At 71.0% G+C, this 23761-nt stretch carries 21 protein-coding genes and 1 pseudogene; 14 read left to right on the forward strand and 8 right to left on the reverse strand.

Features of this window, described 5'->3' with window-relative positions:
- Positions 1-30: 30 nt before the first annotated feature.
- The gene (locus tag AB0E83_RS08560) at positions 31-1065 is read left to right on the forward strand and encodes a zinc-binding dehydrogenase (protein WP_362107887.1); all 1035 of its coding nucleotides are present in this window, start codon (positions 31-33) and stop codon (positions 1063-1065) included.
- On the opposite strand, the gene AB0E83_RS08565 is transcribed toward AB0E83_RS08560, so the two are convergent.
- Positions 1055-1783 (reverse strand): GntR family transcriptional regulator, encoded by a 729-nt coding sequence (locus AB0E83_RS08565; protein WP_362107890.1) that lies wholly within the window; start codon positions 1781-1783, stop codon positions 1055-1057. The genes AB0E83_RS08560 and AB0E83_RS08565 overlap by 11 nt on opposite strands.
- A gap of 167 nt (positions 1784-1950) precedes the next feature.
- On the opposite strand from AB0E83_RS08565, the gene AB0E83_RS08570 reads away from it, so the two are divergent.
- From AB0E83_RS08570 to AB0E83_RS08595, 6 genes are all read left to right on the forward strand, one after another.
- Complete coding sequence (locus AB0E83_RS08570) at positions 1951-4029, forward strand: alkaline phosphatase D family protein (RefSeq protein WP_362107893.1); 2079 nt, start codon at positions 1951-1953, stop codon at positions 4027-4029.
- A 179-nt stretch (positions 4030-4208) separates the two neighbouring features.
- Complete coding sequence (locus AB0E83_RS08575; protein WP_362107896.1) at positions 4209-5114, forward strand: phosphate/phosphite/phosphonate ABC transporter substrate-binding protein; 906 nt, start codon at positions 4209-4211, stop codon at positions 5112-5114.
- Positions 5114-5827, forward strand: a complete 714-nt coding sequence (locus AB0E83_RS08580; RefSeq protein ID WP_362107898.1) for an ATP-binding cassette domain-containing protein — start codon at positions 5114-5116, stop codon at positions 5825-5827. Before AB0E83_RS08575 ends, AB0E83_RS08580 begins: the two co-directional genes overlap by 1 nt.
- Entirely contained in the window at positions 5824-6645 is an 822-nt protein-coding gene (gene phnE / locus AB0E83_RS08585; RefSeq protein ID WP_362107901.1) for a phosphonate ABC transporter, permease protein PhnE, read from the forward strand. Before AB0E83_RS08580 ends, phnE begins: the two co-directional genes overlap by 4 nt.
- A 19-nt stretch (positions 6646-6664) precedes the next feature.
- Positions 6665-7318 carry a phosphonatase-like hydrolase gene (locus AB0E83_RS08590; protein WP_362107904.1) on the forward strand — a complete coding sequence of 218 codons (654 nt, stop codon included), beginning with the start codon at positions 6665-6667 and terminating at the stop codon, positions 7316-7318.
- 759 nt (positions 7319-8077) lie between these two features.
- A complete protein-coding gene (locus tag AB0E83_RS08595; protein WP_362107953.1) occupies positions 8078-8386 on the forward strand; it encodes a hypothetical protein in 309 nt (102 codons plus the stop codon).
- 261 nt (positions 8387-8647) lie between these two features.
- Here AB0E83_RS08595 and AB0E83_RS08600 read toward each other — a convergent pair whose 3' ends face one another.
- The gene (locus AB0E83_RS08600; RefSeq protein WP_362107907.1) at positions 8648-8941 is read right to left on the reverse strand and encodes a hypothetical protein; all 294 of its coding nucleotides are present in this window, start codon (positions 8939-8941) and stop codon (positions 8648-8650) included.
- A gap of 257 nt (positions 8942-9198) precedes the next feature.
- Here AB0E83_RS08600 and AB0E83_RS08605 point away from each other — a divergent pair, with 257 nt between their 5' ends.
- On the forward strand, positions 9199-9798 hold the full coding sequence (locus tag AB0E83_RS08605; RefSeq protein WP_362107909.1) for a TetR/AcrR family transcriptional regulator: 600 nt from the start codon (positions 9199-9201) through the stop codon (positions 9796-9798).
- 347 nt (positions 9799-10145) lie between these two features.
- On the opposite strand, the gene AB0E83_RS08610 is transcribed toward AB0E83_RS08605, so the two are convergent.
- Entirely contained in the window at positions 10146-10526 is a 381-nt protein-coding gene (locus AB0E83_RS08610) for a PPOX class F420-dependent oxidoreductase (protein ID WP_362107912.1), read from the reverse strand.
- A 793-nt stretch (positions 10527-11319) separates the two neighbouring features.
- Between AB0E83_RS08610 and AB0E83_RS08615 the strand changes: the two genes are divergently transcribed.
- From AB0E83_RS08615 to AB0E83_RS08635, 5 genes are read left to right on the forward strand one after another with little or no spacing between them, the layout of a single operon-like run.
- The gene (locus AB0E83_RS08615) at positions 11320-12543 is read left to right on the forward strand and encodes an acyl-CoA dehydrogenase family protein (protein ID WP_362107915.1); all 1224 of its coding nucleotides are present in this window, start codon (positions 11320-11322) and stop codon (positions 12541-12543) included.
- Positions 12540-13355, forward strand: a complete 816-nt coding sequence (locus AB0E83_RS08620; protein WP_362107918.1) for an SDR family NAD(P)-dependent oxidoreductase — start codon at positions 12540-12542, stop codon at positions 13353-13355. Before AB0E83_RS08615 ends, AB0E83_RS08620 begins: the two co-directional genes overlap by 4 nt.
- Before the next feature lie 53 nt (positions 13356-13408).
- On the forward strand, positions 13409-13948 hold the full coding sequence (locus AB0E83_RS08625; RefSeq protein WP_362107921.1) for an SDR family NAD(P)-dependent oxidoreductase: 540 nt from the start codon (positions 13409-13411) through the stop codon (positions 13946-13948).
- The gene (locus tag AB0E83_RS08630; protein ID WP_362107924.1) at positions 13945-15015 is read left to right on the forward strand and encodes a phosphotransferase family protein; all 1071 of its coding nucleotides are present in this window, start codon (positions 13945-13947) and stop codon (positions 15013-15015) included. The genes AB0E83_RS08625 and AB0E83_RS08630 overlap by 4 nt, the downstream gene beginning before the upstream one ends.
- A 17-nt stretch (positions 15016-15032) precedes the next feature.
- Positions 15033-15680, forward strand: a complete 648-nt coding sequence (locus tag AB0E83_RS08635; RefSeq protein ID WP_362107927.1) for a histidine phosphatase family protein — start codon at positions 15033-15035, stop codon at positions 15678-15680.
- 39 nt (positions 15681-15719) lie between these two features.
- On the opposite strand, the gene AB0E83_RS08640 is transcribed toward AB0E83_RS08635, so the two are convergent.
- Positions 15720-16325 carry a TetR/AcrR family transcriptional regulator gene (locus tag AB0E83_RS08640; RefSeq protein ID WP_362107930.1) on the reverse strand — a complete coding sequence of 202 codons (606 nt, stop codon included), beginning with the start codon at positions 16323-16325 and terminating at the stop codon, positions 15720-15722.
- 100 nt (positions 16326-16425) lie between these two features.
- On the opposite strand from AB0E83_RS08640, the gene AB0E83_RS08645 reads away from it, so the two are divergent.
- Positions 16426-17676, forward strand: coding sequence for an NADH:flavin oxidoreductase/NADH oxidase family protein (locus tag AB0E83_RS08645; RefSeq protein ID WP_362107933.1), 1251 nt, complete (start codon positions 16426-16428; stop codon positions 17674-17676).
- A gap of 278 nt (positions 17677-17954) precedes the next feature.
- Here the strand turns inward: AB0E83_RS08645 and AB0E83_RS08650 are convergent, their stop codons facing one another.
- From AB0E83_RS08650 to AB0E83_RS08665, 4 genes and pseudogenes are all read right to left on the reverse strand, one after another.
- A complete protein-coding gene (locus tag AB0E83_RS08650; protein WP_362107936.1) occupies positions 17955-19553 on the reverse strand; it encodes a succinic semialdehyde dehydrogenase in 1599 nt (532 codons plus the stop codon).
- A 24-nt stretch (positions 19554-19577) separates the two neighbouring features.
- Positions 19578-20498, reverse strand: a complete 921-nt coding sequence (locus AB0E83_RS08655) for an acetoacetate decarboxylase family protein (protein WP_362107939.1) — start codon at positions 20496-20498, stop codon at positions 19578-19580.
- Positions 20499-21795: 1297 nt separating this feature from the next.
- Entirely contained in the window at positions 21796-22260 is a 465-nt protein-coding gene (locus AB0E83_RS08660) for a transposase (RefSeq protein ID WP_362107942.1), read from the reverse strand.
- A 946-nt stretch (positions 22261-23206) separates the two neighbouring features.
- Positions 23207-23761 (reverse strand): annotated as a pseudogene (locus AB0E83_RS08665) (2,4-dienoyl-CoA reductase); the annotation flags it as partial.

Consider the following 23761-nt stretch of genomic DNA (forward strand, 5'->3'; position numbering starts at 1 on the left):
TGGGAGGGTGTGGGGCGGCCGTTCTCGACCGTGACCGTCAGCACACCCCGTACTCCGGGGCCGGGTGAGGCCCTTGTCCGCATCGACCTCGCGACCGTGTGCGGGAGCGACCTGCACACGGTCGGCGGCCGGCGGCCGTCCTCGCTGCCCGCCCTGCTCGGTCACGAGCAGGTCGGCACGGTGATCGGGGTGGGGGAGGGCGGTGTGCGGTGTGTGGACGGCAGCCCCGTGGTGCCCGGCACGCGGGTGGTGTGGTCGGTCACGGCCTCGTGCGGTGCGTGCGACCGCTGCCTGGGAGGCATGACGCAGAAGTGCCGACGGCTGCGGAAGTACGGGCACGAGCCGTGGGACGACGCCTCCCCGCTGACGGGGGGGTTCGCGACCCACTGTGTGCTCCTGCCGGGTACGGCGGTCGTGGCCGTACCGGACGGCCTGCCCGATGTGGTCTCCAGCCCGGCCTCGTGTGCCACGGCGACCGTCGCCGCCGCGTTGGACGCGGCCGGAGCACTCGACGGGCGCAGGGTTCTGGTCTCCGGGGTCGGCATGCTGGGCCTGACCGCGGTGGCCATGGCCAAGGAAGCGGGAGCTCGTGTCCTCGCCGTCGATCCCGAGCCGGCGAGGCGTGAACAGGCGCTGCGCTTCGGCGCGGAGGAGGCCCGGCGGACCGGCTCGTCGCCCCAGGACGTCGACGTGGCGCTGGAGCTGTCGGGGCGGCCCGAGGCCGTGGGGGCCTGTCTGCGTTCGCTCGGCGTGGGCGGCACCGCGGTCCTCGTGGGCTCGGTGTCGCCCGGCGAACCCGTGGCCCTCGACCCCGAGAGCGTGGTCCGCGGCCTGCACACGATCGTCGGCGTCCACAACTACCGGGCCGAACACCTCCAGAAGGCGGTGGACTTCCTCGCCGGCCACCACGGCCGCTACCCGTTCGCCGAACTGGTCGGGGGAACCTTCCCCCTCGACGCGCTGGACGATGCCGTGGCCGCCGCCCGCGGCTCCGCCGCACCGCGGCAGGCGATCCTTCCGTCCCCGCGGACCGACCTGGTCACGGCCTCGTCCGTCACAGCATGACGGTGCGTGCGCTGCGCGTGTTGGTGACGGTGACGGTGGCGACGTCCGGGCGGTAACGGTCGTCCGACCACTCGATCGGCACGCCGCTGGAGTCGGTGGTCAGGCGTCGCTCGCGCAGGAGCGGCGAACCTTCGGGAACCTCCAGCAGGCGGGCGTCCGTCGCGTCGGCCGCGACCGCGTCGAAGGTGTGGCGGGCCGAGTGGAGGTCTACGCCCTGGTCGGTGAGCAGGGCGTAGATCGAACCGGCGTCGAGGTCGGCGTCGAAGAGGGGGCGGCCCACGGCCGCCGTGTAGGTCATCCGTTCCAGCATCGCCGGGCGGCCGTCGAGCAGGCGCAAGCGCAACAGCTGGACGACGAGCTCGTCCTGGTCGAGCTGGAGCGCGGCGGAGACCTCGGGCTCGGGGCGGCGCATCGCGATCTCCTGCAGCCGCTGTCCCGGCGCGTGACCGGTCAGTTCGGCCCGGCGGGTGAAGGAGAGGAACGATTCGAACGGCTGGGCGGGCACGGCGTCGAGGACGACGGCGCGCCTCCCCTTCCCGCTGCTGATCAGGCCCTCTTCCCGAAGCGTGGCCAGGGCCTGCCGCACGGGGCCGCGGGAGGCGGAGAACTCCTCGCACAGCTGCGCCTCGGAAGGCAGCGCCTCCCCGACCCGGATCCGGCCCCGGCGGATGCGCTGTCGCAGCGTGCTCGCGATGGTCGTGTGCAGCGGTGTCCCCATGAACGTGACCTTACTGGGTAAGGCCCCCAGACCCGGATCCGGGCGCAGGCGGGTGAACACTCGATGACCTGTAGATACAAGTCATTGATTTCCGGGAGTCCTCTCTGCCAGCGTTCCTCGCGCATCGACCGCTGCGCGTTGCCCGCGTTCCCGCGAGAGGACCAAGGATGACCACGAAGGGCTTCGAGAGACGACGGCTGCTGACGGGCGGCGTCGCCACCGCCCTGACCGCCACGGCCCTGGCCGCGGCCTCCCCGGCCACAGCGGCCACCGCCGCGACGGCGCCGCCGCGCGCCGCGGTCCTGGAGTACGGCGACCAGTGGACCAAGGCCACTGGTCTGGCCGAGCTGCTGGGCAGGGCCGGCTTCGACGTCGTCCCCCTGGACCTCGCGCGGCCAGCCACCGACCAGCCGGAGCCGGTGGACCTGATCGCCTTCGGCAGCTTCACCAACAACGACTCCCGCTATGTCTCCTACACCGCCGCCCACGCCGAATCGCTGCGCGTGTTCGCGGAGAGCGGCGGCGTCGTCCTGGACCTGGCCCAGTCCGACCAGCTCGGGGCCGCGGTGCCCTATCTGCCCGCTTCCCTCGGGGCCGTACGCACCGACGCCGACTACGACACCATCCACCCCGTCGCCCTGGACCACCCGCTCGTCGCAGGGCTGCGCACCAGCGGCGGCCTGGTGTTCACCGGCCGCGCGTCCGGCATCCGGGTCAGCTGGGAGACCGTCCAGGAGTGGCGGTCGATGCGGGTCCTGATGGCCTGCGCCGCCGGCGGTTTCCCGCCGGCCCTGCTGGAGGGCGCGCACGGGCGCGGCCGCTTCCTGGTGGGCAGCCTGACCGTCGACAAGTGCTTCGACGCCGCCGGTACGCCGATCCAGCCCCCCGCCGCCGTGGCCGACAGCGTGGCCTTCTTCGAGGCGCTCGCCCGTTACGTGGGGCTCGTCCGGCAGGGGGCCGCGCCCGCCGTGCCACCGACGCCGATGCCTCCCGAGCGGGCCGCCGGACCGCTCATAGGCCACGTCGGCTTCGCCTCCGCACGCGTCTGGGCCCGGCCCGGCCTCGACCCCACCGACCACGCCCGCTGGTCGTGCACCTTCCGGAAGGAGAACGGCGCGGAGCGCTCCGTCGAGACGTCGCTGTCCACAGCCAACGACAACACCCTTCTCTTCGACCTGCGCGGCCTGTCCCCGGACACCCGGTACGAACTGGCCATCGCCCCCGTGGTCCCTGCCGCCGGCTTCGCCGCGCTGACCGGGTCCTTCACGACCGCGCCCCCGCCGGGCAAGCCGGCGGTCGTCACCATGGGACTCGGCTCCTGCGCTCCGTCGACCCCGGACCGGGTGTGGACGCGGATCATGGACGAGGGCTGCGACAGCTTCGTCCTGCTCGGCGACACCCCGTACGTGGACACCTCGGACCTGGCCGTGGCACGGCGCAAGCACCGGACGTTCCTCCAGCAGCCCGAGCTGGCGCGGCTGGTCGCCTCCCGGCCCGTCTGGGGCACCTGGGACGACCACGACTTCGGCGGCAACGACAAGCACGGCGACCACCCGGGCAAACGCAACAACCGCACCGCGTTCGTCGACTACCGCGCCAACGCCGCCTTCGGCCACGACGCCGCCGGGACCCCGCTCACCACCCGCGCGGACGGCCTCGGTATCTACACCTCGTTCCGACGCGGCCCGATCGAGGTCTTCCTCCTCGACCCGCGCTGGTTCAGCCGCACCGAACCCAGCTGGGCCGACCCGTCGAAGCCCGGCTGCCTGGGCCAGGTCCAGTGGGACTGGCTGCGCGAGCGGCTCCTGGCCAGCACCGCGCCCTTCAAGGCGCTGGCCAGCGGCATGATCTGGGACGACAAGCAGAACAGCGAGTCCGACGACTGGGGCACCTACGCCCACGAGAAGGAGGCCCTCCTCGACTTCATCGCCGAGCACCGCATCCCCGGCTGCTTCCTCATCGGCGGCGACATCCACGTCTCCCGCGCCCTGAACTACGGACCGCGCGTCGGCTACGACCTCTGGCAGTTCATCGTCAGCCCCCTGCACGACAGCACCATCCCCGGCCTGAACGTGCCCAGCCCGCACCTGGTGCACAGTGCCGTGGAGCCGCACACGTTCCTGAAGCTGGTCGCCGACACCGAGGCCGAGACGCCGACGCTGACCGCGACCTGGATCAACCGCGACGGGCGCCGCCTCTTCGAAGTGCGCCGCACCGCCGCGGAGATGGGCCACGCCCCGGCCTGACGGTCACCCCGCCGGGCTTGCCCGGCGGTTCCCAGATGAACAACGGGTGACTTGTAGATACAAGATCTTGACCCGGGTCGGCCCGAATGAGACGTTGCTTCCGGCCGGCCCGGCGCGATCTCGCCGCACCCCGCCCCTCCCCTCACTCCCCGTACCGATCTTCCTCATCGGAGTACACCGTGCCCGCACGCCGCCTCGCCCTCGCCGGCACCCTCGTCGCCGCCCTCGCCCTCACGGCCTGCGGAGGAGGCGACCCCGCCGGAGCGGGCTCCCCGACCTGCCCCGGCGGAAAGATCCGCTTCGGCGTCGAGCCGTTCGAGGACCCCGCCCGCCTCACTCCCGCCGCCAAGGTGCTGGCCGACGCCCTCGGCAAGAAGCTCGACTGCCCCGTCGAGCTGACCGTCACCGAGGACTACTCGGCCGAGGTCCTCGCCATGGAGAACCGCAAGCTGGACATCGGCATCTTCGGCCCCCTCGGCTACGTCTTCGCCGAGAAGCGCGCGCACGTCGAGGCCGTGGCCTCCTTCGGCGACGCGAACGGCAAGCTGTCCAGCTACACGGCCGGGATATGGGTGGCCAAGGACTCTCCCGTCACCTCGCTCGACCAGCTCAAGGGCCGCACCCTCGCCCTCGGCTCGCCCGGTTCCACCTCCGGCGACGCACTGCCCCGCAAGGCCCTCCTCGACGCCGGTCTGACCGAGGACGACGTCAAGCTCAACTACGCCGGCGGCCACCCGGAGGCTTTGCTCGCGCTCAAGAACGGCGCCGTCGACGCCGCCGAGATCAACTCCCAGCAGCTGGCGAGCGCCACCGACGCCGGTACCTTCGACCGGAAGCAGTTCCGCAGGGTCTGGTTCTCCGAGCCCATCCCGAACGACCCGATCACCGTCCGCGGCGACCACTCCCCGGAGTTCAAGAAGGCCGTCCGCGAAGCGCTCCTGGAGCTCCCGCCGGCCCAGGTCGCCGAGATCGGCGCGCTGCTCGACGTGAGCCCGCCCGGCCCGCTGGTGAAGGTGGACAAGTCCACCTACCAGCCCCTGTTCGACCTCGCCGAGACGCTGAAGCTCACCGAGAAGGACGTCTGATGCTCGACCTCTCCGCCATCACCGTGCGCTACGGCGGACGGCCCGTGCTGCACGGCGTGGACGTCACCGTCGCCGACGGCGAACTCCTCGCCGTCCTCGGCGCCAACGGCTGCGGAAAGTCGACGCTGCTGCGCGTCGCCGCGGGCCTGGAGGCGCCGGAGTCCGGCCGCGTCACCGTGGCCGGCGGGCCCGCGGGACCGCTCGACATCGCCCTGATCTTCCAGCACATCCACCTGGTCCGCCGCCGTAGCGTCCTCGACAACGTGTGTGCGGGAGCACTCGGCCGGCTGTCGCTGCGCCATTCCCTCGTCCCCGCCCTCTTCCCCCGGACGCTGCGCGAGGAGGCCATGGCCTGTCTGGACAGGGTCGGTCTGGCCGACCGCGCCCACGACCGGGCCGGCAGCCTCTCCGGAGGACAGCAGCAGCGCGTCGCCGTGGCCAGGGCCCTGTGCCAGCGCCCCCGGGTCCTGCTCGCCGACGAACCGGTCTCCGCGCTCGACCCCGCCGCCTCCGAACAGGTCCTCGCCCTGCTCGCCGAACTCGCCCACGCCGAGGGCCTCGCCGTCCTGGCGGTGCTGCACCAGCCGTCCCTCGCCGCCCGCCACGCCGACCGGATCGTGGGCCTGCGCGAGGGCCGGATCGCCCTCGACGGAGACCCCCGGCAGAACGTCGACGCCCTGTACCAGCCGACGATCCTGAAGGCCGTGTCATGACCCTCGTCCACGATGACGTGCGCCGCGTCGCCGTCCCCCCGAAGCCCCGCCGCCCCCGCCGGACCGCGGTGGTCGCGGCCGTCACCGCCGTGGTGGTGGCCGTGCACGCCGTCGCCTGGGACGCCACCGACGTCTCCTTCGCGGCACTGATCGAGGGCTGGCGCGGCATGGCCGACTTCCTGGCCGAGGCGATCCCGCCCGACCTGTCGTGGGAGGTCCTCGGACCCAGCCTCTCCGGCGCGCTCGTCACCCTCTGGATCGGCCTGCTGGGCACGACCCTCTCCATCCCGTTCTCCCTGGCGCTCGCCCTGCTCGCGGCACGCGGCACGTCGCCCTCCGGCGCCGTGTACCAGGCGGCGAGGTCGGTGCTCTCCTTCCTGCGGGCCGTACCCGACGTGGTGTTCGCCCTCATCTTCGTCACGGCCGTCGGCCTCGGCCCCTTCCCGGGCGTCCTGGCCCTCGTCTGCCACAACGTCGGCGTCATGGGCAAGCTCTGGGCCGAGGCCCTGGAGGACGCGGACCCCGGCCCCTCCCAGGTCCTGCGCTCGGCGGGCGCCGGCCGGATCCAGGTCGCCGCCCACGCCCTCCTGCCGACCGTGACCCCGCAGCTCGCGGGCCTGCTGCTCTACCGCTTCGACGTCAACGTCCGCTCCTCGCTGGTGCTCGGACTCGTCGGCGCGGGAGGCATCGGCTTCCTCATCAACCAGTCGATCCGACTGTTCAAGTTCGACGAGATGCTCACCCACATCCTGGTGGTCGTCGTCCTCATCGTCGCCGTCGACCGCCTGTCCGCCACCGTGCGCAAGCGCCTGTCCTGACCCCTCCCGAAGGAACACGATGATCAGTCTGGTCGTACTCGACATCGCCGGAACCACGGTGGACGAGAAGAACGCCGTCTACGACGTGCTCGCCGCCGTCGTCGCGGACCACGGCACCCCGGCGGACGACGCCGCCCTGCGCCGCTGGATGGGCGCCGACAAGCGCGAGGCCCTCGCGGCGCTCACCGGTGACCCGGACGCGGTGGAGGCCCTGCACGCCGACTTCGTCAGCCGCCTGCACGACACCTACGCCGCCCTCCGCCCCGCGCCGCTGCCCGGCGTTCCCGAGGCGCTCGCCGCCCTCCGTGCCGCCGGCGTATGCGTCGCCCTCACCACCGGATTCGACCGGCAGGTTACCGACCCCCTGCTCACCGCCCTCCACTGGCGCGTCGGCGAGGAACTCGACGCCGTCGTCTGCGCCTCCGAGGTCCCCGCCGGCCGCCCTACCCCCCACATGATCCACAAGGCCATGGAGCTGGTGGGCGTCACCGACCCCGCCGAGGTGCTCGTCGCGGGCGACACCGCCCTCGACATCCGCGCCGGTCGTGCCGCCCGCGCCGGCGTCGTCGCCGGCGTCCTCACCGGCGCCCAGACCCGCGAGGAACTCACCGCGGAGGAGCCCACCCACATCCTCGACGGCGTCGCCGACATCCCCGCCCTCCTGGGCGTATGACGGACACCGCTGACACGCGCACGTGACCGTCGCCCCGAGGCGACATCCGCGCCGGAGCCGCGGAACGCGACGAGCCGACCCGCTGACGCGCGGGTCGGCCCGTCATCTTCCCCCAACCGCGTCTCCGGACCCGCGGACGGCGTCGTACGGTGGGCGATCCGCGACACGACGCCGTTCGGCGGCGCGCGCAGGCCGGCCCTTCACCGCTCCGGCGGTGAGACCCCGCACGATCTGCCGACCGCAGAAGACGAAGGCCGCGTGATGGCGATGGTGCCCCACCACCTCCGGGACCGGCTGCCCTCCCCAGTGCCGACCGCCGTCACTGACGAGATCCGCGCTGAGCTTTCCCGTGGCCTGACCGTGCAGCAGCTCATCCATCGGATCGGCCGCCGCTGGGTCCAGCACGGCTGCGAATCGGACGCCGAGTCCTGCGAGGGCCCCGGCATCCTGCGGCCCGTCGGCGTCGGCGTCGCCCTGGTCCGGGCCGGGGGCTGCCCGGCGCCCGGTGCGACGACGGCCTCGACCTCGACTCCGGGGACCTGTGCCGTACCTGCGACCGCGCGTGGGAGGCCCGAGCCCTCGCCGCCAAGGAGTTCGGCGTGGACCGCGCCACCACCCCCCGGGCCATCGATGAGGTGCGGCCTCTGTTCGCCGAGCGGGGATGCACTGTCAACCCTGACGTGCGACCGCGGACCCTGACCGAGGTGGTCGATCACCCCGGCGCCGGCGGGAGGACCGGGGAGCATCGACGGCACGGAGATCCGCGTTCGGCGGCCCACCGCCGGACGCGGGCGCCGGGACAAGTTCGTCTCCGGCGAGAACAAGCAGAACCCTGTCACCTCCATGGTGGTCACGGACGGCGAGGGTCGCGTGCTGCGGTGCGGCCCGACCGTGCCCGGCAGCTGCGCGGACATCACCCACGCCCGTCAGCCAGGGCCGGTCGCGCTTCTGGCCGACGGGCCCGCGGTCGGGATTCTTGCCGATGGCGGCTACCAGGGCCTCGGCGCCCAGGCCGGCGGACGCGTGGTCACACCCACTGCACCGCAAGTTCAAGAAGGACGCCCCTGAGCGGTACGAGGAGATGCAGGAGCGAGAGCGCAAGGCGCACTCCTCACGCCGCGTCCGGGGCGAGCACGGCATCGCCCACCTGAAGAACGGGCGGGCACCGACCCGCCACCTCGGCCGTCGTGAGCACATGAGCGACACCGTTCAGGCCGTCGCCGGCCTTCTGTCACATCAGCAGACCGCAGACCCGGGCCCGCGACGACAGAAGTGAGCGTCAGTCCCGCCGAAGACCTCGACGTCCCACCGCCTCCGCGCACGAGCTCGTCAGGTGATGCGGGTGACACCGCTGCGGGGCCATCCGTGCAGGTCCCTCCAGGGAGCGGCGGTCGCGGCGCGCCAGTCGAGCTGCCAGCCGGGACGGTAGCCGCGGGCGCCCCAGCCGTCGGGGCGTTTGCCGGGTACCGTGCGGCCGGCCTGCTGTGCTTCCTGTGCGGCGCGGTACGTCTGCTCCGCGATACGCACGGCAGCGGCGGGATCGGTCGCCATGCCGGTGAAGACATGGACTCCGCTGTTTCCGGCGGTGCTTCGCATAGGGACGTTGACCTCGTAATAGGTCATGACTCCGCCTCCTTTCAGGCGGTGGAGGCCCACGCGGGAAGACGGAAGGGAAAAGCTGGTGGCGAGCTTCACGACGCCGGGATCCAGCCTTCGCGAGGCCCCCGAAGAGAAGCGATGTAAGCATCGCCAACATTAAAAGAGGGAGGTGTGCGGTGTCAACATTGGCCGCCCGGGAGACCTCCGGCGACCCGCGGCCCCGCCGGGACAACCTCCAGGTCAGCTTGTCGAGCAATGCTCAGAAAGCTAGTCTCCGCAGAATGACCGCCAAGCCCGCGCCCGCCCGTGCACGGCTGAAGCCGGAGGAGCGCAGGGCTCAGCTGATCGGCATCGGCCTGCGCCTGCTCACCACCCGGCCCATCCATGAGATGTCCATCGACGAGGTCGCGGCCGAGGCGGGGATCTCCCGAGGGCTGCTCTTCCACTACTTCCCCACCAAGCGGGACTACTACGTCGCCGTGGTCCAGGCGGGCGGGCGCCGGCTGCTCCTTCACGCCGCGGACCCCGGGGAGGGCACCCCCGCGGACCGAGTGCGCGGCATCGTCGACGGCTTCGTGTCGTTCGTGCAGCGCCGCAAGGACAACTACGTGGCGGTGGTGCGCGCGGCGGCCGGCGGGGACGAACGGGTGCTGGAGGTCTTCGAGGACAACCGCCGCACCCTGGCCGACCGGGTGCTCCACGCTGCGGACATCCACGCCCCCACGCCGCTGCACCGGCTGGCCGTGCGAGGCTGGCTGGCCATGATGGAGGAAATGGCCATCAGCTCGACCGGTGACGTCATCCTCAAAGAGGATCTGGTCGACCTGCTCGTGAGCAGCCTCGAAAGGGCCATGGAACAGTTCGCCGCCGTATCTCACTGACTGCCCGGCTCTCACTGACTACCCGGCCGGGCGGGCGCCGCCCGGCCTGCCGGCGGCAGGGGCCCCGGAGTGCCGTGCGGGCCCGTGGCCGTGGCGGACCGCGTGGCCGCGCGGAGCCCGCTGACGGCGGCCGGTACGCGCAGGAGGCTCCGCCTGCGCTGCGGGGCAGCCGCTCTCAGGCCCTGGCCGGGCCCTGGCCGAGGGGGCGGTACGGCAGGGGGCGGAGGCGCGGAATGCGCATCCTCCGGCGCGGAGGTCTGCCCGGCTGATGCCGGGCGCCGGCGGGGCGGGCGAAGGAGGCGTGAACCGATGCCCCGCCGCCCTCCCCGGCGGACCGGGCGGCAGGTTCAGAACCTCACGGCGATGGCGGCGTGAGGGCGCCTTCCCCGCCGGGCGATGGTCGCCGGCCAGTCGGCCAGCCACCACTGCCAGGTGTACTTGCGGGCCAGCCACTTGCGTACGGCCCTGAGCCCGTCCGCGCCGAGCAGCCGGCCGGTGCCCTCCAGCCGCATCGCGCCCTCGGCGATCCGGCCGCGGACGTCGCACGCCGCAACGGTCACGCGTGCGTCGCGGCGGAGCCGCTTCACCTTCCAGGAGTCCGCTCGGGTCCACACGTACAGCTCATCACCCTCGACGGCGAACCACACCGGAGTGGCAACCGGAGTCCCGTCCTTGCGGTACGTGGTCAGGCTGATGTACCGGGCCTGTCTCAGTTCGGCGGGAATCATGCGCTGCGCCTCTCGACCATCCTGCGGGACATGCACGGCGCCGATGCCGCTGGTGCTGCTCGTCGCGACGGCGGCCCCAGGACGGGAACGCCACCGCTGCCTCCTTGGCGCGGTGGCGCGGCCCCGGCGTCTCCGCCCGGCACGGAGTGGGGCGGGGCGGTCGAGCGCATCCATGGTCGGCCTCCCGGCGAGGAGGGGGTCGGTCCTGCCGGGAGACCGGTCACAGATGCGCCCGATGTGTGCGCCGTGCACATTAGCCCCCGGAGTGAGCGGTGTCAACATCGGCCGGGCCCTCCGGACCGACCCGATGGCGACGCCGGATCCGGAGCCGGCCGGGCGTCGGGCGACAGCTTGTCGAGCATCGCTCAACAAGCTAGGGTCGGCGGCCATGACTTCAAAGTCCGTACCGGTCGGTATGCGGCGTGGGGCAGAAGAACACCCAGCTGGGCCCACCCGGCACAGGACCACGCCTGCTCACCGCCCGACCCATCCACAAGATGCCGCGAACCGGTGCCGCAGGCCCTAAAGGGCCTCGTCAACGCCCCTGTTCCCCGGGCCGCGCATACGCGCCTCGCCTTGCCGTGCCGGCCGACGGCCGCGGCGGGGGAGAAGACCGCCGACCAGGCCATGGGGCCGTCGCCAAGGCCGGGCCGCCCCGATCGGGTGCGCCGCCCCGCGGCGGACGCCACAGGGCGGCGCGCCCCCGGCCGCCTCCGGCGGGCCGGCCGGAGACGCGCATCCGGCCGGCACGCCAGGCCGATCACTGAGCAACGCTCGACAGGACGGAAAGCACATGGACTTCGGACACTCGCCCAAGACGCGCCAGTACATCGAGCGCGTCAGCGGCTTCATGGCGTCGCATGTCCTGCCGCGCGAGCGGGAGTACATCACCGCGCTCCGCGACCAAGAGGACCGATGGGCTTCCATCCCGTCGATGATGGACGAGCTGAAGGCCAAGGCGAGAACAGCCGGGCTGTGGAACCTGTTCCTCCCCGACGCCACCCACGGCGCCGGTCTCACCAACACCGAGTACGCGCCCCTGGCCGAACTCATGGGCCGCTCGCTCATCGCGCCCGAGATCTTCAACTGCAACGCCCCCGACACCGGGAACGCCGAAGTCCTGCTCCACTACGGCAGCGCCGAACAGCGCCGGCGCTGGATGGAACCGCTGCTGCGCGGCGAGATCCGGTCCGCCTTCTGCATGACCGAACCGGACGTGGCCTCCTCGGACGCCGCCAACATGGCCGCCACCGCCGTCGTGGACGGCGACACCATCGTCCTCAACGGCCGCAAGTGGTGGAGCACCGGCATCGGACACCCGGACTGCCGCTTCGTCATCTTCATGGGACTCACCGACCCCGACGCCCCGCGCCACGCCCGCCACTCCATGGTGCTCGTCCCTCTCGACACCCCTGGCGTGCGCATCGAACGGATGCTGCCGGTCTACGGCTACCTCGACGAGCCCTACGGCCACGGGGAGGTGTCCTTCTGCGACGTCCGCCTTCCGCTCGACTCCGTCATCGCCGGCCCCGGCCGCGGCTTCGAGATCGCCCAGGGCAGACTCGGCCCCGGCCGCATCCACCACTGCATGCGCCTGATCGGACTCGCCGAGAACGCCCTGGAACTCGCCTGCAAGCGGGCGACCTCACGGACCGCCTTCGGCAAGCCGCTCAGCAGTCTCGGAGGAAACCGCGAACGCATCGCCAAGGCCAGGATCGCCATCAACCAGGCCCGGCTCCAGGTCCTGCACGCTGCCTGGCTCCTGGACACCGTCGGCGCTGCCGGTGCCATCAGCGAACTCTCCCAGGTCAAGGCAGCCGTTCCGGCAATGGCCTGCGAAGTCGTCGACATGGCGATCCAGCTCCACGGCGGCGCGGGCCTCTCCGACGACTTCCCCCTCGCCTCCTCCATGGCGGCCGCCCGCGCCCTGCGCCTGGCCGACGGCCCCGACGAAGTCCACCTCGGGGTCATCGCCCGCGTCGAACTCGGCCGGTACCGTACCCGGGACGCGAGATGAGCAAGCGCGTCCTCATCACCGGCGGCAGCTCCGGACTGGGCCGCGCCCTGGCCGAGCGCTACGCCGCCACCGGAGCCCGCGTCCTGATCGCCGACCGCAACCGACCTGAGCGACTTCCCGCAGGGGTGGCCTCGTTCATCCGTATCGACGTACGCATGCATGAGGACTGGCAGCGTGCCCTTCGATGGTGCGAGAACTACTGGGGCGGCCTGGACATCCTGGTCAACAACGCCGGAGTCACCGCGGCCGGACGCGTCGAACAGCTCCAGAGCGACGACTGGGACTGGATCCTCGGCATCAACCTCAAAGGCGTCGCCCAGGGCTGCCAGACCTTCGTCCCGCTGTTCAAGCGGCAGGGCAGCGGCCACATCGTCAATGTCGCCTCCTCCACCGGCCTGCTGAACCCACCGGGTACCCCCTCGGACAACGCCTCGAAGGCCGCTGTCGTCTCGCTGTCCGAGAGCATCAGACAGGAACTGGCACCCTTCGGGATCCACACCACCGTTGTCTGCCCAGGCCCCATCCGTACCGACCTCAGGGCGGAACTGCACAGCCCTGACCCCGGCATGGCCGAAATCGTCGACCGAGAGATCCAGGACACCCCTCATACCGCGGAACAGATGGCCGGAAAGATCACCGACGCGGTCGGCAAAGGCCGCTTCCTCGTCATCACCCACCCCGAAGACCGGCGCGCCCTCTGCCTGAAGAGGCTCTTCCCCCGAGTGGCGGACGCCCAGGCCGCAAGAAGGTGGCGGCGTACCGCCATGAAGCTCAAGGCCCCCGGCTCTCGGGAGCGGGAGGAGGCGGCGTGATCCGACGAGGGAAGACACTCATCACCGGGGCGGGCTCAGGCCTTGGCGAGACGATGGCCCGCACCTTCGCCGCCCAGGGCCGGCATCTCGCACTGTGCGCCCGCCGTACCGACCGTCCGCAGACTCTCCGAGAAGAACCCCTTGCGGCCCACCCGGGCATCAGGGTGTCCGTACGCGAACTCGACGTCAACGACCACCAGCAGGTCTTTGACGTTTTCCGCGCCCAGGGAGCCGGACACCTCGTGGCCGTCTCCTCGATGAGTGCCGTGCGCGGACTTCCCCGCAACCTCACCACCTGCGCGGCCGGCAAGGCCGGCCTCTCCGCCCTCGCCGAAGGCATCCGAGCCGAGATGACCCTCACCCGCACCCCGATCGCCGTCACCACGCTCCGCCCCGGCCACATCGCCACCGACCTGAGCGCGGGCGCGGCAAGGACACCACTGATGACCTCCACCGAGAAGGGAGCACGCGCCATGGTCAGAGCCATCGAACGCGAGCGCCCCGAAGCGAAAGTGCCCGCCCGGCCCTGGGGCCCCATGGGGATCCTCATGCGCCACCTGCCCCTGCGACTCGTGGCCGAGGCGGGCCGATGAACGACACCGACCAGAGCGCGGTCCGCACCGAAGACGCCTTCGACGTCGAAGCGACCCACGCCTGGCTGACCCGGCAGGTGGAAGGCATCTCGGGCCCCGCGCCCGACGTCGTCCAGTTCACGGGCGGCGCATCGAACCTCACCTATCTGCTGAGCTATCCGCACCTCGACACGGAACTGATCCTGCGCCGCCCGCCGGCGGGAAAGAAAGCCGGTTCCGCGCACGACATGGCCCGCGAGTACCGCGTTCAGAAGGCGCTGAAGCCCGCCTTCCCGCTGGTCCCCACCGTGCGGGCGCTCTGCCAGGACCCCAGTGTCATCGGCGCCGACTTCTACGTCATGGACAAGGTCCCCGGGCTCATCCTCCGCGGCAGACTCCCTGATGGCATGCACCTGCCGCAGGAGAAGGCTCGATCGCTGTCGGAAGCCTTCATCGACACACTCGCCGACCTGCACCAGGTCAACCCCGTAGAGGCCGGACTCGCCGGCCTCGGCAAGGGACAGGGATACGTCCGCCGCCAGGTCGAGGGCTGGACCCGCCGCTACGCACAGGCCCGAACCTGGAACACCCCCAGCTTCCGGCGCGTGACAGCCTGGCTGGCCGACCACCAGCCCGGCGACACCGCCATCTGCATCGTCCACAACGACTGGCGCCTGGACAATCTCGTCCTCGACGAGAACTCTCTGCAGGTCACCGGGGTTCTCGACTGGGAACTGGCCACCCTGGGCGATCCGCTGATGGACCTCGGCAGCGCCATGGCCTACTGGGTCCAGGCCGACGACGGCCGCATGGCCCGGGCGATGCGCCGTCAGCCCAGTCACCTCCCGGGCATGCTCACCCGCGCGGAGATCGTCGAACGGTACTGCGCCCGGACGGGGCTGTCTGCCGAGAACTGGCCCTTCTACGAGGTCTTCGGCCTCTTCCGGCTCGCAGTGATCGCCCAGCAGATCTACTACCGCTACCACCACAGGCAGACCCGCAACCCGGCCTTCCGCAACCTCTGGATGGCCGTCAACTACCTCGATCGCCGCTGCCGGGCCACCATTCGCCGCACCAGCGGCAGCTGACAGCCGGGAAGACCTCCATGCCACTCATCTGTCTCGTCCGCCATGGCCAGGCGTCCGCCACGGCCGGCGACTACGACATGCTGTCCAGTCTCGGCCGAGCCCAGGCGTCCGCCGTCGGCCAGGAACTCGCCCGCCGAGGTCTGCGTGATCCGCACCTCGTCTCCGGAACCCTGAACCGGCAGCGTGACACGGCCCGTATGGCTGCCGAGGCAGCCGGCTTCCAGGGGCCGGTCCATCAGGACGCACGCTGGAACGAGTACGACCACATCGCCTTGCTGGACCGCTACGCCCCGCCCCGCGACAAGGAGCGGTCCGTGCAGGACCTGCTCGATCATGCCCTGACGGCCTGGATGAAAGACCCCCGGGCCGCCGAAGGCGGAACCTGGTCCGCGTTCGCGGAAGGCGCCCGTGCCGCACTGGCCGAGCTGCCCGCCGCGCTCGGCCGTGGCCGTGATGCCGTCGTGTTCACTTCGGCCGGTCTGCTTGCCGCAGTGTGCGGCGCACTGCTGTCGCTGCCGCACGAAGGAGTGGTCGCACTCCATCGGGTAGCCGTCAACGCCTCCGTCACCACCCTGGTGGTGGGCGGAGCCGGGACGACCCTCCTCACCTTCAACGAGCACGCCCATTTCGCCGGTGACCTGCGTCGGATGCTCACCTACCGGTGAGGCCGCCACCCGATCGTGCGGACCCGGGCCTTTCCTTCGTCAGCCGGTCGCGATCGCCGCCCGCATCGCGGGAGAGGCGCCGAACAGGGCGATCACGGAGGCGCGGACCTGCTTGGCGACGGTCTCGGGGGTGGAGGAGTCGAGCTTGCCGTCGAGGTGCAGGAACGCCAGGCCGTGGACGAGCGCCCACACGGTGGTCGCCAGGGCCTCGGTGTCCTCGACACCGGGAAAGGCGTCGCGCACGATGCCCCGCACGTACTCGGAAATCGCTTCCGTCGCGGCGACGCGTTCCTCGTTGGTCGGGTCGCAGGGTTCGGCGAACATGGCACGGAACAGCGGGGGATGCTCAAGAGCGAACTGGACGTAGGCGATGGCGACGGCGGCGAGGTCGTCCGGTGTCGCCGGGGCGGGATGGGCCGCCGACAGGTGCCCGGCCAGCTCGCGGTATCCCTCCGCCGCGACGGCGGAGACGAGCGCCTCGCGGTCCGCGTAGTGGCGGTAGGGGGCCGTGGCCGAGACACCGGCGCGGCGGGCGACCGCCCGCAGCGACAGGCCCGCGCTGCCGTCCTCCTCCAGCAGTTCCCGGGCCGCCCGCAGGCAGGCGGCCCGCAGATCACCGTGATGATACGTGCTGTTTTGTGACATGGGTCACACTCACTCTCCCGATGTGCTCACTGCTTACATTGCAGTCGAAATGTGAACGGTGCATACATCCTAAACGATCGAAAAGGAAGAGGGAACTGGGATGACCAGTGAGCTGTTCTCTCCGCTGCTGCTGCGCTCCGGGGTGGTCCTGAAGAACCGGATCGCGAAGGCGGCCATGGAGGAGAACATGGCAGGCGACGGCCAGCTCCCCGGCGAACAGATGCTCACCCTGTACCGCCGCTGGGCCGCCGGCGGCGCCGGCCTGCTGATCACCGGCAACGTGATGGTCCACGCCGAGGCGCTGACCGCCCCCAACGGTGTCGTCCTCGACGAGCACGCGCCCCTGAAGCCGTTCGCCGACTGGGCGAAGGCCGGCAAGTCCGGCGGCGGGGCGATCTGGATGCAGATCAACCACCCCGGCCGTCAGGTCGCCTCCGACATGCCCGGCGTCGTGTGGGGCCCGAGCGACATCGGCGTCAGCCTGGGCAAGCACAGCAGCCGCTTCGGCAAACCCACCGCCATGACCCCCCAGCAGATCGAGGACACCGTGACAAGATTCGCCGTCACGGCCCACCGCGCGGAGAAAGCCGGTTTCGACGGGGTCGAGATCCACGCCGCCCACGGCTACCTCCTGTCGCAGTTCCTCTCGCCCCTGGTCAACCAGCGCACCGACCAGTGGGGCGGCTCGCTGGAGAACCGCGCCCGGATGCTCCTCGACATCGTCCACTACATCCGCGCAGCCGTCTCGCCGGCCTTCGCCGTCGCGGTCAAGCTCAACTCCGCCGACTTCCAGCGGGGCGGCTTCGACGCCGACGACGCCCGCCAGGTGATCGAGATGCTCGCACCCCTCGGCGTCGACCTGGTCGAACTGTCCGGCGGCAGCTACGAAAGCCCCGCCATGACCGGCCGCCCCGCCGACGAGCGCACCCAGGCCCGCGAGGCGTACTTCCTCGACCTCGCCAAGGACCTCGTCAAGACCAGCCCGCTGCCGCTGATGCTCACCGGCGGCATCACCCGCCGCGTCACCGCCGAACGCGTCCTCGACAGCGGCGTCGCGGTCGTCGGCATGGGCACCGCGATCACCCTCACCCCCGACCTCCCGCACCGCTGGAAGAACCACCGCGAGGCCGACCGCATGATGGAGCCCGTGACCTGGTCCGACAAGGCACTCGCGGCCTCCGCCGGCATGGCCCGGGTACGTCACCAGATGCGCCGCATCGCCCGCGGGCGCAGCACCAGGTTCTCCACGAGCCCGCTGCTCGCCCTCATGTCCGAACGCCGCAAGCAGCGTCGCGCCCTGCGTACCTACCGCGTCTGGCTGACTACGACGAGAAGGACGAAGTCGACGTGAGGTGCCCGGTGTGGTGGGAACGCCCGGCCGGCCGTTCCCACCACACCCCGGCCTCGGCCGGTCGTCAGGCTGGCGATGAAGCGCTGTTCGCGCACTGGCAGGACTGTGCCGGCGTGCTGCTCCGGGCAGACAGCGGCGGTGCGGGTGAGGGGCGAGGAGCGGCGGTGATCCGCAAGGAGACAGGCCCCATACGCCTGCGGGCTTCGACCGGCCCATCCTCTGCGGGGGTGACGGTGGACCGGTCGAAGCCTGTGCGCGTGCCGGGTGGGCGCTGCTGCTCAGCGCATGCCCACGGCCTTCATGACCTTGAGTGCGCCGGTCAGCAGGTCGGCCCAGGTTTCGGGGCTCATGCCGCCCGGAGGGTAGAAGCCCTGGAGGCGCTGGTGGGCGACGGTCTGGGCCTCGGTGTACTTGAGGATGCCCTCGGCACCGTGCCGGCGGCCGAGGCCGGAGTCGCCCATGCCGCCCATGGGGGCGTCGATGCTGCCCCAGGCTGCCGCGAAGGCTTCGTTGACGTTGACGGTTCCGGCGTGCAGGCGGGCGGCGACGGCCCGGCCGCGGGCGCCGTTGCCCGACCAGACGCTGGCGTTCAGGCCGTAAGCCGTGGCGTTGGCCCGCGTGACGGCCTCGTCGACGTCGCGGTAGGAGTAGATGGACACGACGGGACCGAAGGTCTCGTGGTCGTACACCGTCATGTCGGGAGTGACGTCGGTGAGGATGGTCGGCTCGTGGAACAGCGGCCCGAGGTCGGGGCGGGCCTTGCCACCGGCGAGGACGGTGGCACCCTTGGACACGGCGTCGGCGACGTGCTCGGTGACGGTCGTGAGCTGCGAGGGAGTGGTAAGGCTGCCGACATCGATGCTGTAGTCGTACGCGGCACCGATCTTGAGCTTCTTGGTACGCGCGACGAACGCGGCGACGAACTTGTCGCGGATCGACTCGGCCACGTAGAGGCGCTCGATGGAGACGCACAGCTGTCCCGCGGAGGGGAAGCAGGCGTTGACGGCGCCCTCGGCGGCCTTGTCGATGTCGGCGTCGTCCAGGACGATCATGGCGTTCTTGCCGCCGAGTTCCAGGGAGGCGCCGATGAGGCGCTTGCCGGCGTCGCTCGCGATCTGGCGTCCGGTGGCGGTGGAGCCGGTGAACATCATGTAGTTGGCATTGTCCATCAGCGCACCGCCGATGGAGCTGCCCCGGCCGATCACCATCTGCCAGACATCGGCCGGCAGGCCCGCCTCGTACATGAGGTTCATGGACCACAGGGCGGTGAGGGCGGTCTGGGTGTCGGGCTTCTGCACGACGGCGTTTCCGGCCATGAGTGCTGCGATGGTGTCGCTGGCGGCCATGCTCAGCGGGTAGTTCCACGGCGAGATCACGGTGACGACGCCCTTGGGGTGGCGCAGCTCGGTGGTGTGGGTGAGCAGTGGGATCGCGCCGCGGCGGCGCTTGGGGCTGAGGTACTTGTCGGCGTTGCGGGCGTAGTAGCGCGAGACGATGCCGATGTCGACGACCTCGAGGTAGGCGTCGCGGCGGGTCTTGCCGTTCTCGGCCTGCATCAGGTCCAGTGCCTCGTCCTGCCGGGCCAGGACGAGGTCGTGGTAGCGCAGCAGGATCCGCTTGCGCTCCGCGATCGGAGTGGCGGCCCAGGACTTCTGCGCGATCCGGGCCCGCCCGAACGCGGCCTCGACGTCCTCGGGAGTGGAGACGGGGAAGTCGGCCAGGGGGAGGCCCGTGTAGGGGGCGTTGGTGGTGACCCGGGCCGCGTCCGGCGCGGCCGAGACCCGCGCGGTCAGCTGCTTGAGCAGGGCCGGGGTGATGGACGCGGGCAAGCCCAGGCTGCGGGTGCCCTTGGGGCGGCTGGCGTGGTCGGTGACCATGGCAGGACTCCTTGCTGCTTGCTGCTACTTGTTCCGGCTCTGGATCGAGGTGGGCACCGGCATGTGGAGGGCGGCCTGACCCTCGGTCATGACGTCGAACTGGATGGTCCGCTTCGGCTTGAGCGAGCGCAGGTCGTCGGACATGCGGCCCTCGCCGAGCTGGAGGGTGATGCCGTTGGTGCTGCGCGTCGTGCCGGCGTTCAGGACGTTGGTCTGGTTCAGGGTGGAGTGCCAGGCGCCGTCGATCTTCGTGTACGAGGTGAGCGAGCCGACGCGCTCGCCGCTCGGGTATGCCCTCTGGGTCGGGGTGTCGGCCAGAAGCGACAGGTCGACGCCGCCGGAGGCGTTGGCCACGCGGGCGGTCGTCCGGTGGTCGTTGATGTCGACGTCGAGGTCGGTGACCCACTTGGGGAAGCCGTAGCCGTCGTGGCCGCGGACCTGCGCGATCTCCGAGTTCACGGGCAGGGACAACACGTACGCGTCGAGGTGCTCGTTCTTCAGGCCGGAGACGAGGTCGAAGAAGCCGAGCTTGCCGTGCCGCGCGGGCTTGACGGCGATGCCGACGGTGGCCTCGGTGTAGAAGTCGATGTCGCACACGTCGTAGCGGAAGAACATGACCGAGATCAGGCCGAGGCCGGGCACGATCTCCAGGGGCGAGAGCTCCTCGGGGAGCCGGGCGCGGATCGCCTTGGACGGCGCGATCATCGTGAGCCGGGCGGTGGACATCGTGTAGTAGAAGTTCGGCGTGAGCGTCGGACCGATCGGGGAGTCGACCTTGGTCTTGGGCAGCCGGCGGAAGAAGTCCACGCCGCTGACCCGGGGGTCGCGGGCGATCTCGTCGAGGTTCGGCTTCATCCGGTAGCGGTCGTACAGGCCCCCCTTGGGGACGGTGACCTCACGGCCGCCCAGGTCGACCTTGACGGTGTCCTTCTGCGTCGAAGACATGGCAGGGGCTCCTCACTCTCATGTAAGCGGTGTATACATGACTATAGGAGGTAATGTAAGCACCGTCAACAATAGGGCGGGGGGATTTTGCCCAGGGACCTCGGGCGGCACCGGAAAAGGGGAGCGGGGGAGGCCCCGGAACCGGCCGGAAGTGCCTTCGGGACGAAGGTGGCGCCCCACGGCCGGCCGTCGACCCCGGGGCGGGTCGGCGGTGGGGCGATCTGGTCCCGTAGGTGACCAGCGAAACGTCGGGCCGCTCGGAGGGCGGTGTCGAGCAGCGCCGTGACCTCAGTGGCGACACGCATGGCGCATGCCATGCAGGACACAACAGCTCCCGCCGCGGCGAACGGTCCGCACAAGTGCGGGCCGGCTCTTTGCGGAGGAGGCCCCGCCTTGGCCGGACGCCCAGTTCTGACAGGACATTGTCGTCCCGCCGAGGGCTGCCCCACTTGATCCTGTCGGCGACCTTGGAGCTGCCGGGAACGGACGCGGAGTTGCAGGTCGCGGAGGGCTCACGGAGGAAAGCCGACGGTGCGGGGGCTCTCGCGGGAGGCGGCGCACTGCGCGTGGGCCGGGCCGGCACCGACTCGTGGTGAACCAGGCCACGATCAGCGGGGCCGCGGTCGGCGAGGAGGCCGGGCGGGGGCCGTGCCGGCCTTGGCTGACCTGTCCCTGGGGGCAGGTGACTCGCCGGTGCCCGTAGTTGATGGCGGGCGTGGCGGGCCGAGGTGTCGTAGGGGGAAGACGATCACCCAGGACGGGGGCGGCAGCTCGGTCCGTCTTCGGTTTCGGCGGTGCGCCGGGGCGGACGGCCCGCGGCGTCACGGTGATGGTTCTGCACCATGATCTGGCGCGGGACCTGGACGCGGGAGCCCGACGTACGATCGGCTCCGTGCCGGTAGAGGTGTTCCAGGAGCCGCACGGTGTCGTCGCCGGCGGCAAGGATCCTGGTCTTGGGCATGGTGGGGTTCTTGCCCAGGCGTACCGGGGTGGGTGGAATCGGTGCGCTGCCGTGGTGCGCTCGCGCACCGGACCGGCCTCCTGCCGGCGTACACGTGAATGTACCCGGCCGGGTATCGACGAACGGGCCAGGCAGGGGCCGTCAGCTGATTTTCCGGGGAAGGTGGCCCCGCTTCGGCACGCCAGTGGTCGGCGTCGTGCGGATCGGCCGTCCAGCCGGCCAAACGTTCAGCGCCTGCACGGAACGCGTCGGGCAACGACAATTCCTTGCCGACCACGAGCCTGAGAGCGTCGACGTCATGAGTGGCGTGCTCGGTCCCGCACCAGCAGGCCACGTTCACCGCCGCATCGACCACGAGCCGGCCCGGTGCTGGTTCCGGCACCTGCGGCAGGAACCCCAGCCGGTCACCTCTCGCAGCCTGCCCGATGACATCCAGCCCCAGGACGACCGGTGTCCCCGGCCGCGTGCCCGCGACAATGGCACGGGCCGGGGCTCATTCCCCATCCGCTTCCCGCAACAAAGCCCCACGGCTGGATGGCCGACCGGCTGGATACGTTTTCCGTACCTGACCGGGGCACCGGCATGTACGCCGACACCTTCCTCAGGCGGGCCGGCGCGAGGTCGAGGAGACGGTCGGCGCGATCGTCTCTCGGTGAGACGGTCGCGGAAGTCGGTCAGCATGCTGTGGTGGAAGCCGGGATCGTTCAGTTCCATGGCCGTCGCGTACTGGAAGTCGATGCGGCGCTGCACCGCTTCGTGCTCGGCCTGCCGGACCGGCAGGCCGAGCACGAAGCGCAGCACACAGACGGTGGCCGGCTGGGCGGGCGAGCGGCCCGGACGCCCGTCACGCGGATATCAGAGAGCGAATTCCTCGTCATGCCAAAGTCCGCCCCGGCGGTCTCTCTTCCACATCTCCGTCGTACCGCCCGGGTTGCTCACCGGCGTGATCCGCGCGGTCAGCGGCGGGACTTGCTCATCCGAACGAGCGCGGATCGGCAACAGACACCTCGACAACTGCATGGGCCCTCGCAACACCCCGAGCGCGTCCACCAATTACGCCAGTGCACCGGGCAACTCCAAGATCCCTGCCAGAGCGAGTCAGTGGCCTTGCCTGAGCCGGCGGAACGCGGTGGAGAGAATGCTGGACCAGACGGTACTCACGGCTCCCGGCTGTTGGTCTTCCTCCGGCTCGGCAGGGGCAGGCCTCTCCGAGGAGCTTGAACCCGCTGCGCTATCAGCGTCCAGCCAGTGCTCCTTCATCTCCTGGGCGAGGCTGTAGGCAGGAGTTTCGAGTTCTGGGGCCGAAGGCACAGAGGTGTGCGAGGAAGCAGCGCGACCGCCTTCGGGCTGATGATGCGATACAGGGGCATCGGGCAAGTGGGGGCGCGATGGCGAAGGGCCCACGACATCCGGGTCGGCCAGGCTCGGGATCGGTTCTGGCATTGTCGTGCTCCGATGGTGAGGTGTCTGGTCGTTCGAGTGCCAAGGCGGCGCCGCCGGCGCGGTTCTTCGTGGTCCAGAGTGCGTACTGTGCCGCGGGTGCAGCGGCTAGCAGGGGCGGGCTGCTGATGTTGAGTCGGTGATGAACCCGGTGTGATCGGGGGAGCGCTTCCTGCGGAGCGGGTGCCTGGGTGCAGTAGGCATTGTGGTGCAGCAAGCGCAGAGTTCCGGGGATTGACCGTGCAACATCGGTGATCGGCGGCGCCGCAAGCGCAGCGGTGCGTGGTGAGGCGCCACCGGTCAGGGTTCAGGCTTCGGTGCCCCGGGGCTTGGTGAGCCAGGTGCGGTAGGCGCGCAGGGCGCGTTGCTGCTTGCGGCGTTCGGAGATGAGGGCGATCGCCGGGTGGGTGTTGGGCTTGGTCCGGCGTCCGCGGGCGAGGCGGCGCATCTGGTGGCGTACCTGGGCCATGCCGGCGGCGGAGGCGAGGGCTTTGTCGGACCAGGTGACCGGCCGCATGGCCTGGTCGGCTTCGCGACCCTGGCGCCAGCGTTCGGGGAGGTCGGGGGTGACGGCGAGCGCGGTGCCCATGCCGAGGACCGCGACGCCGCTGTCGAGGACGCGTTCGGCGGTGACGCGGCGGGTGATGCCGCCGGTGAGCATCAGGGGCAGCGGGCTGGTTGTGACGAGGTCCTCGGCGAGGTCGAGGAAGTAGGCTTCGCGGGCCTGGGTGCGCTCGTCGGCGGGGCGGCCGGTCATGGCGGGGCTTTCGTAGCTGCCGCCGGACAGTTCGACCAGGTCGACGCCGAGGGGTGCGAGCATCTCGATCACCTGGCGGGCGTCGTCGGCGTCGAAGCCGCCCCG

The sequence above is a fragment of the Streptomyces sp. NPDC035033 genome (genome assembly GCF_040636735.1).
GTDB lineage: Bacteria > Actinomycetota > Actinomycetes > Streptomycetales > Streptomycetaceae > Streptomyces.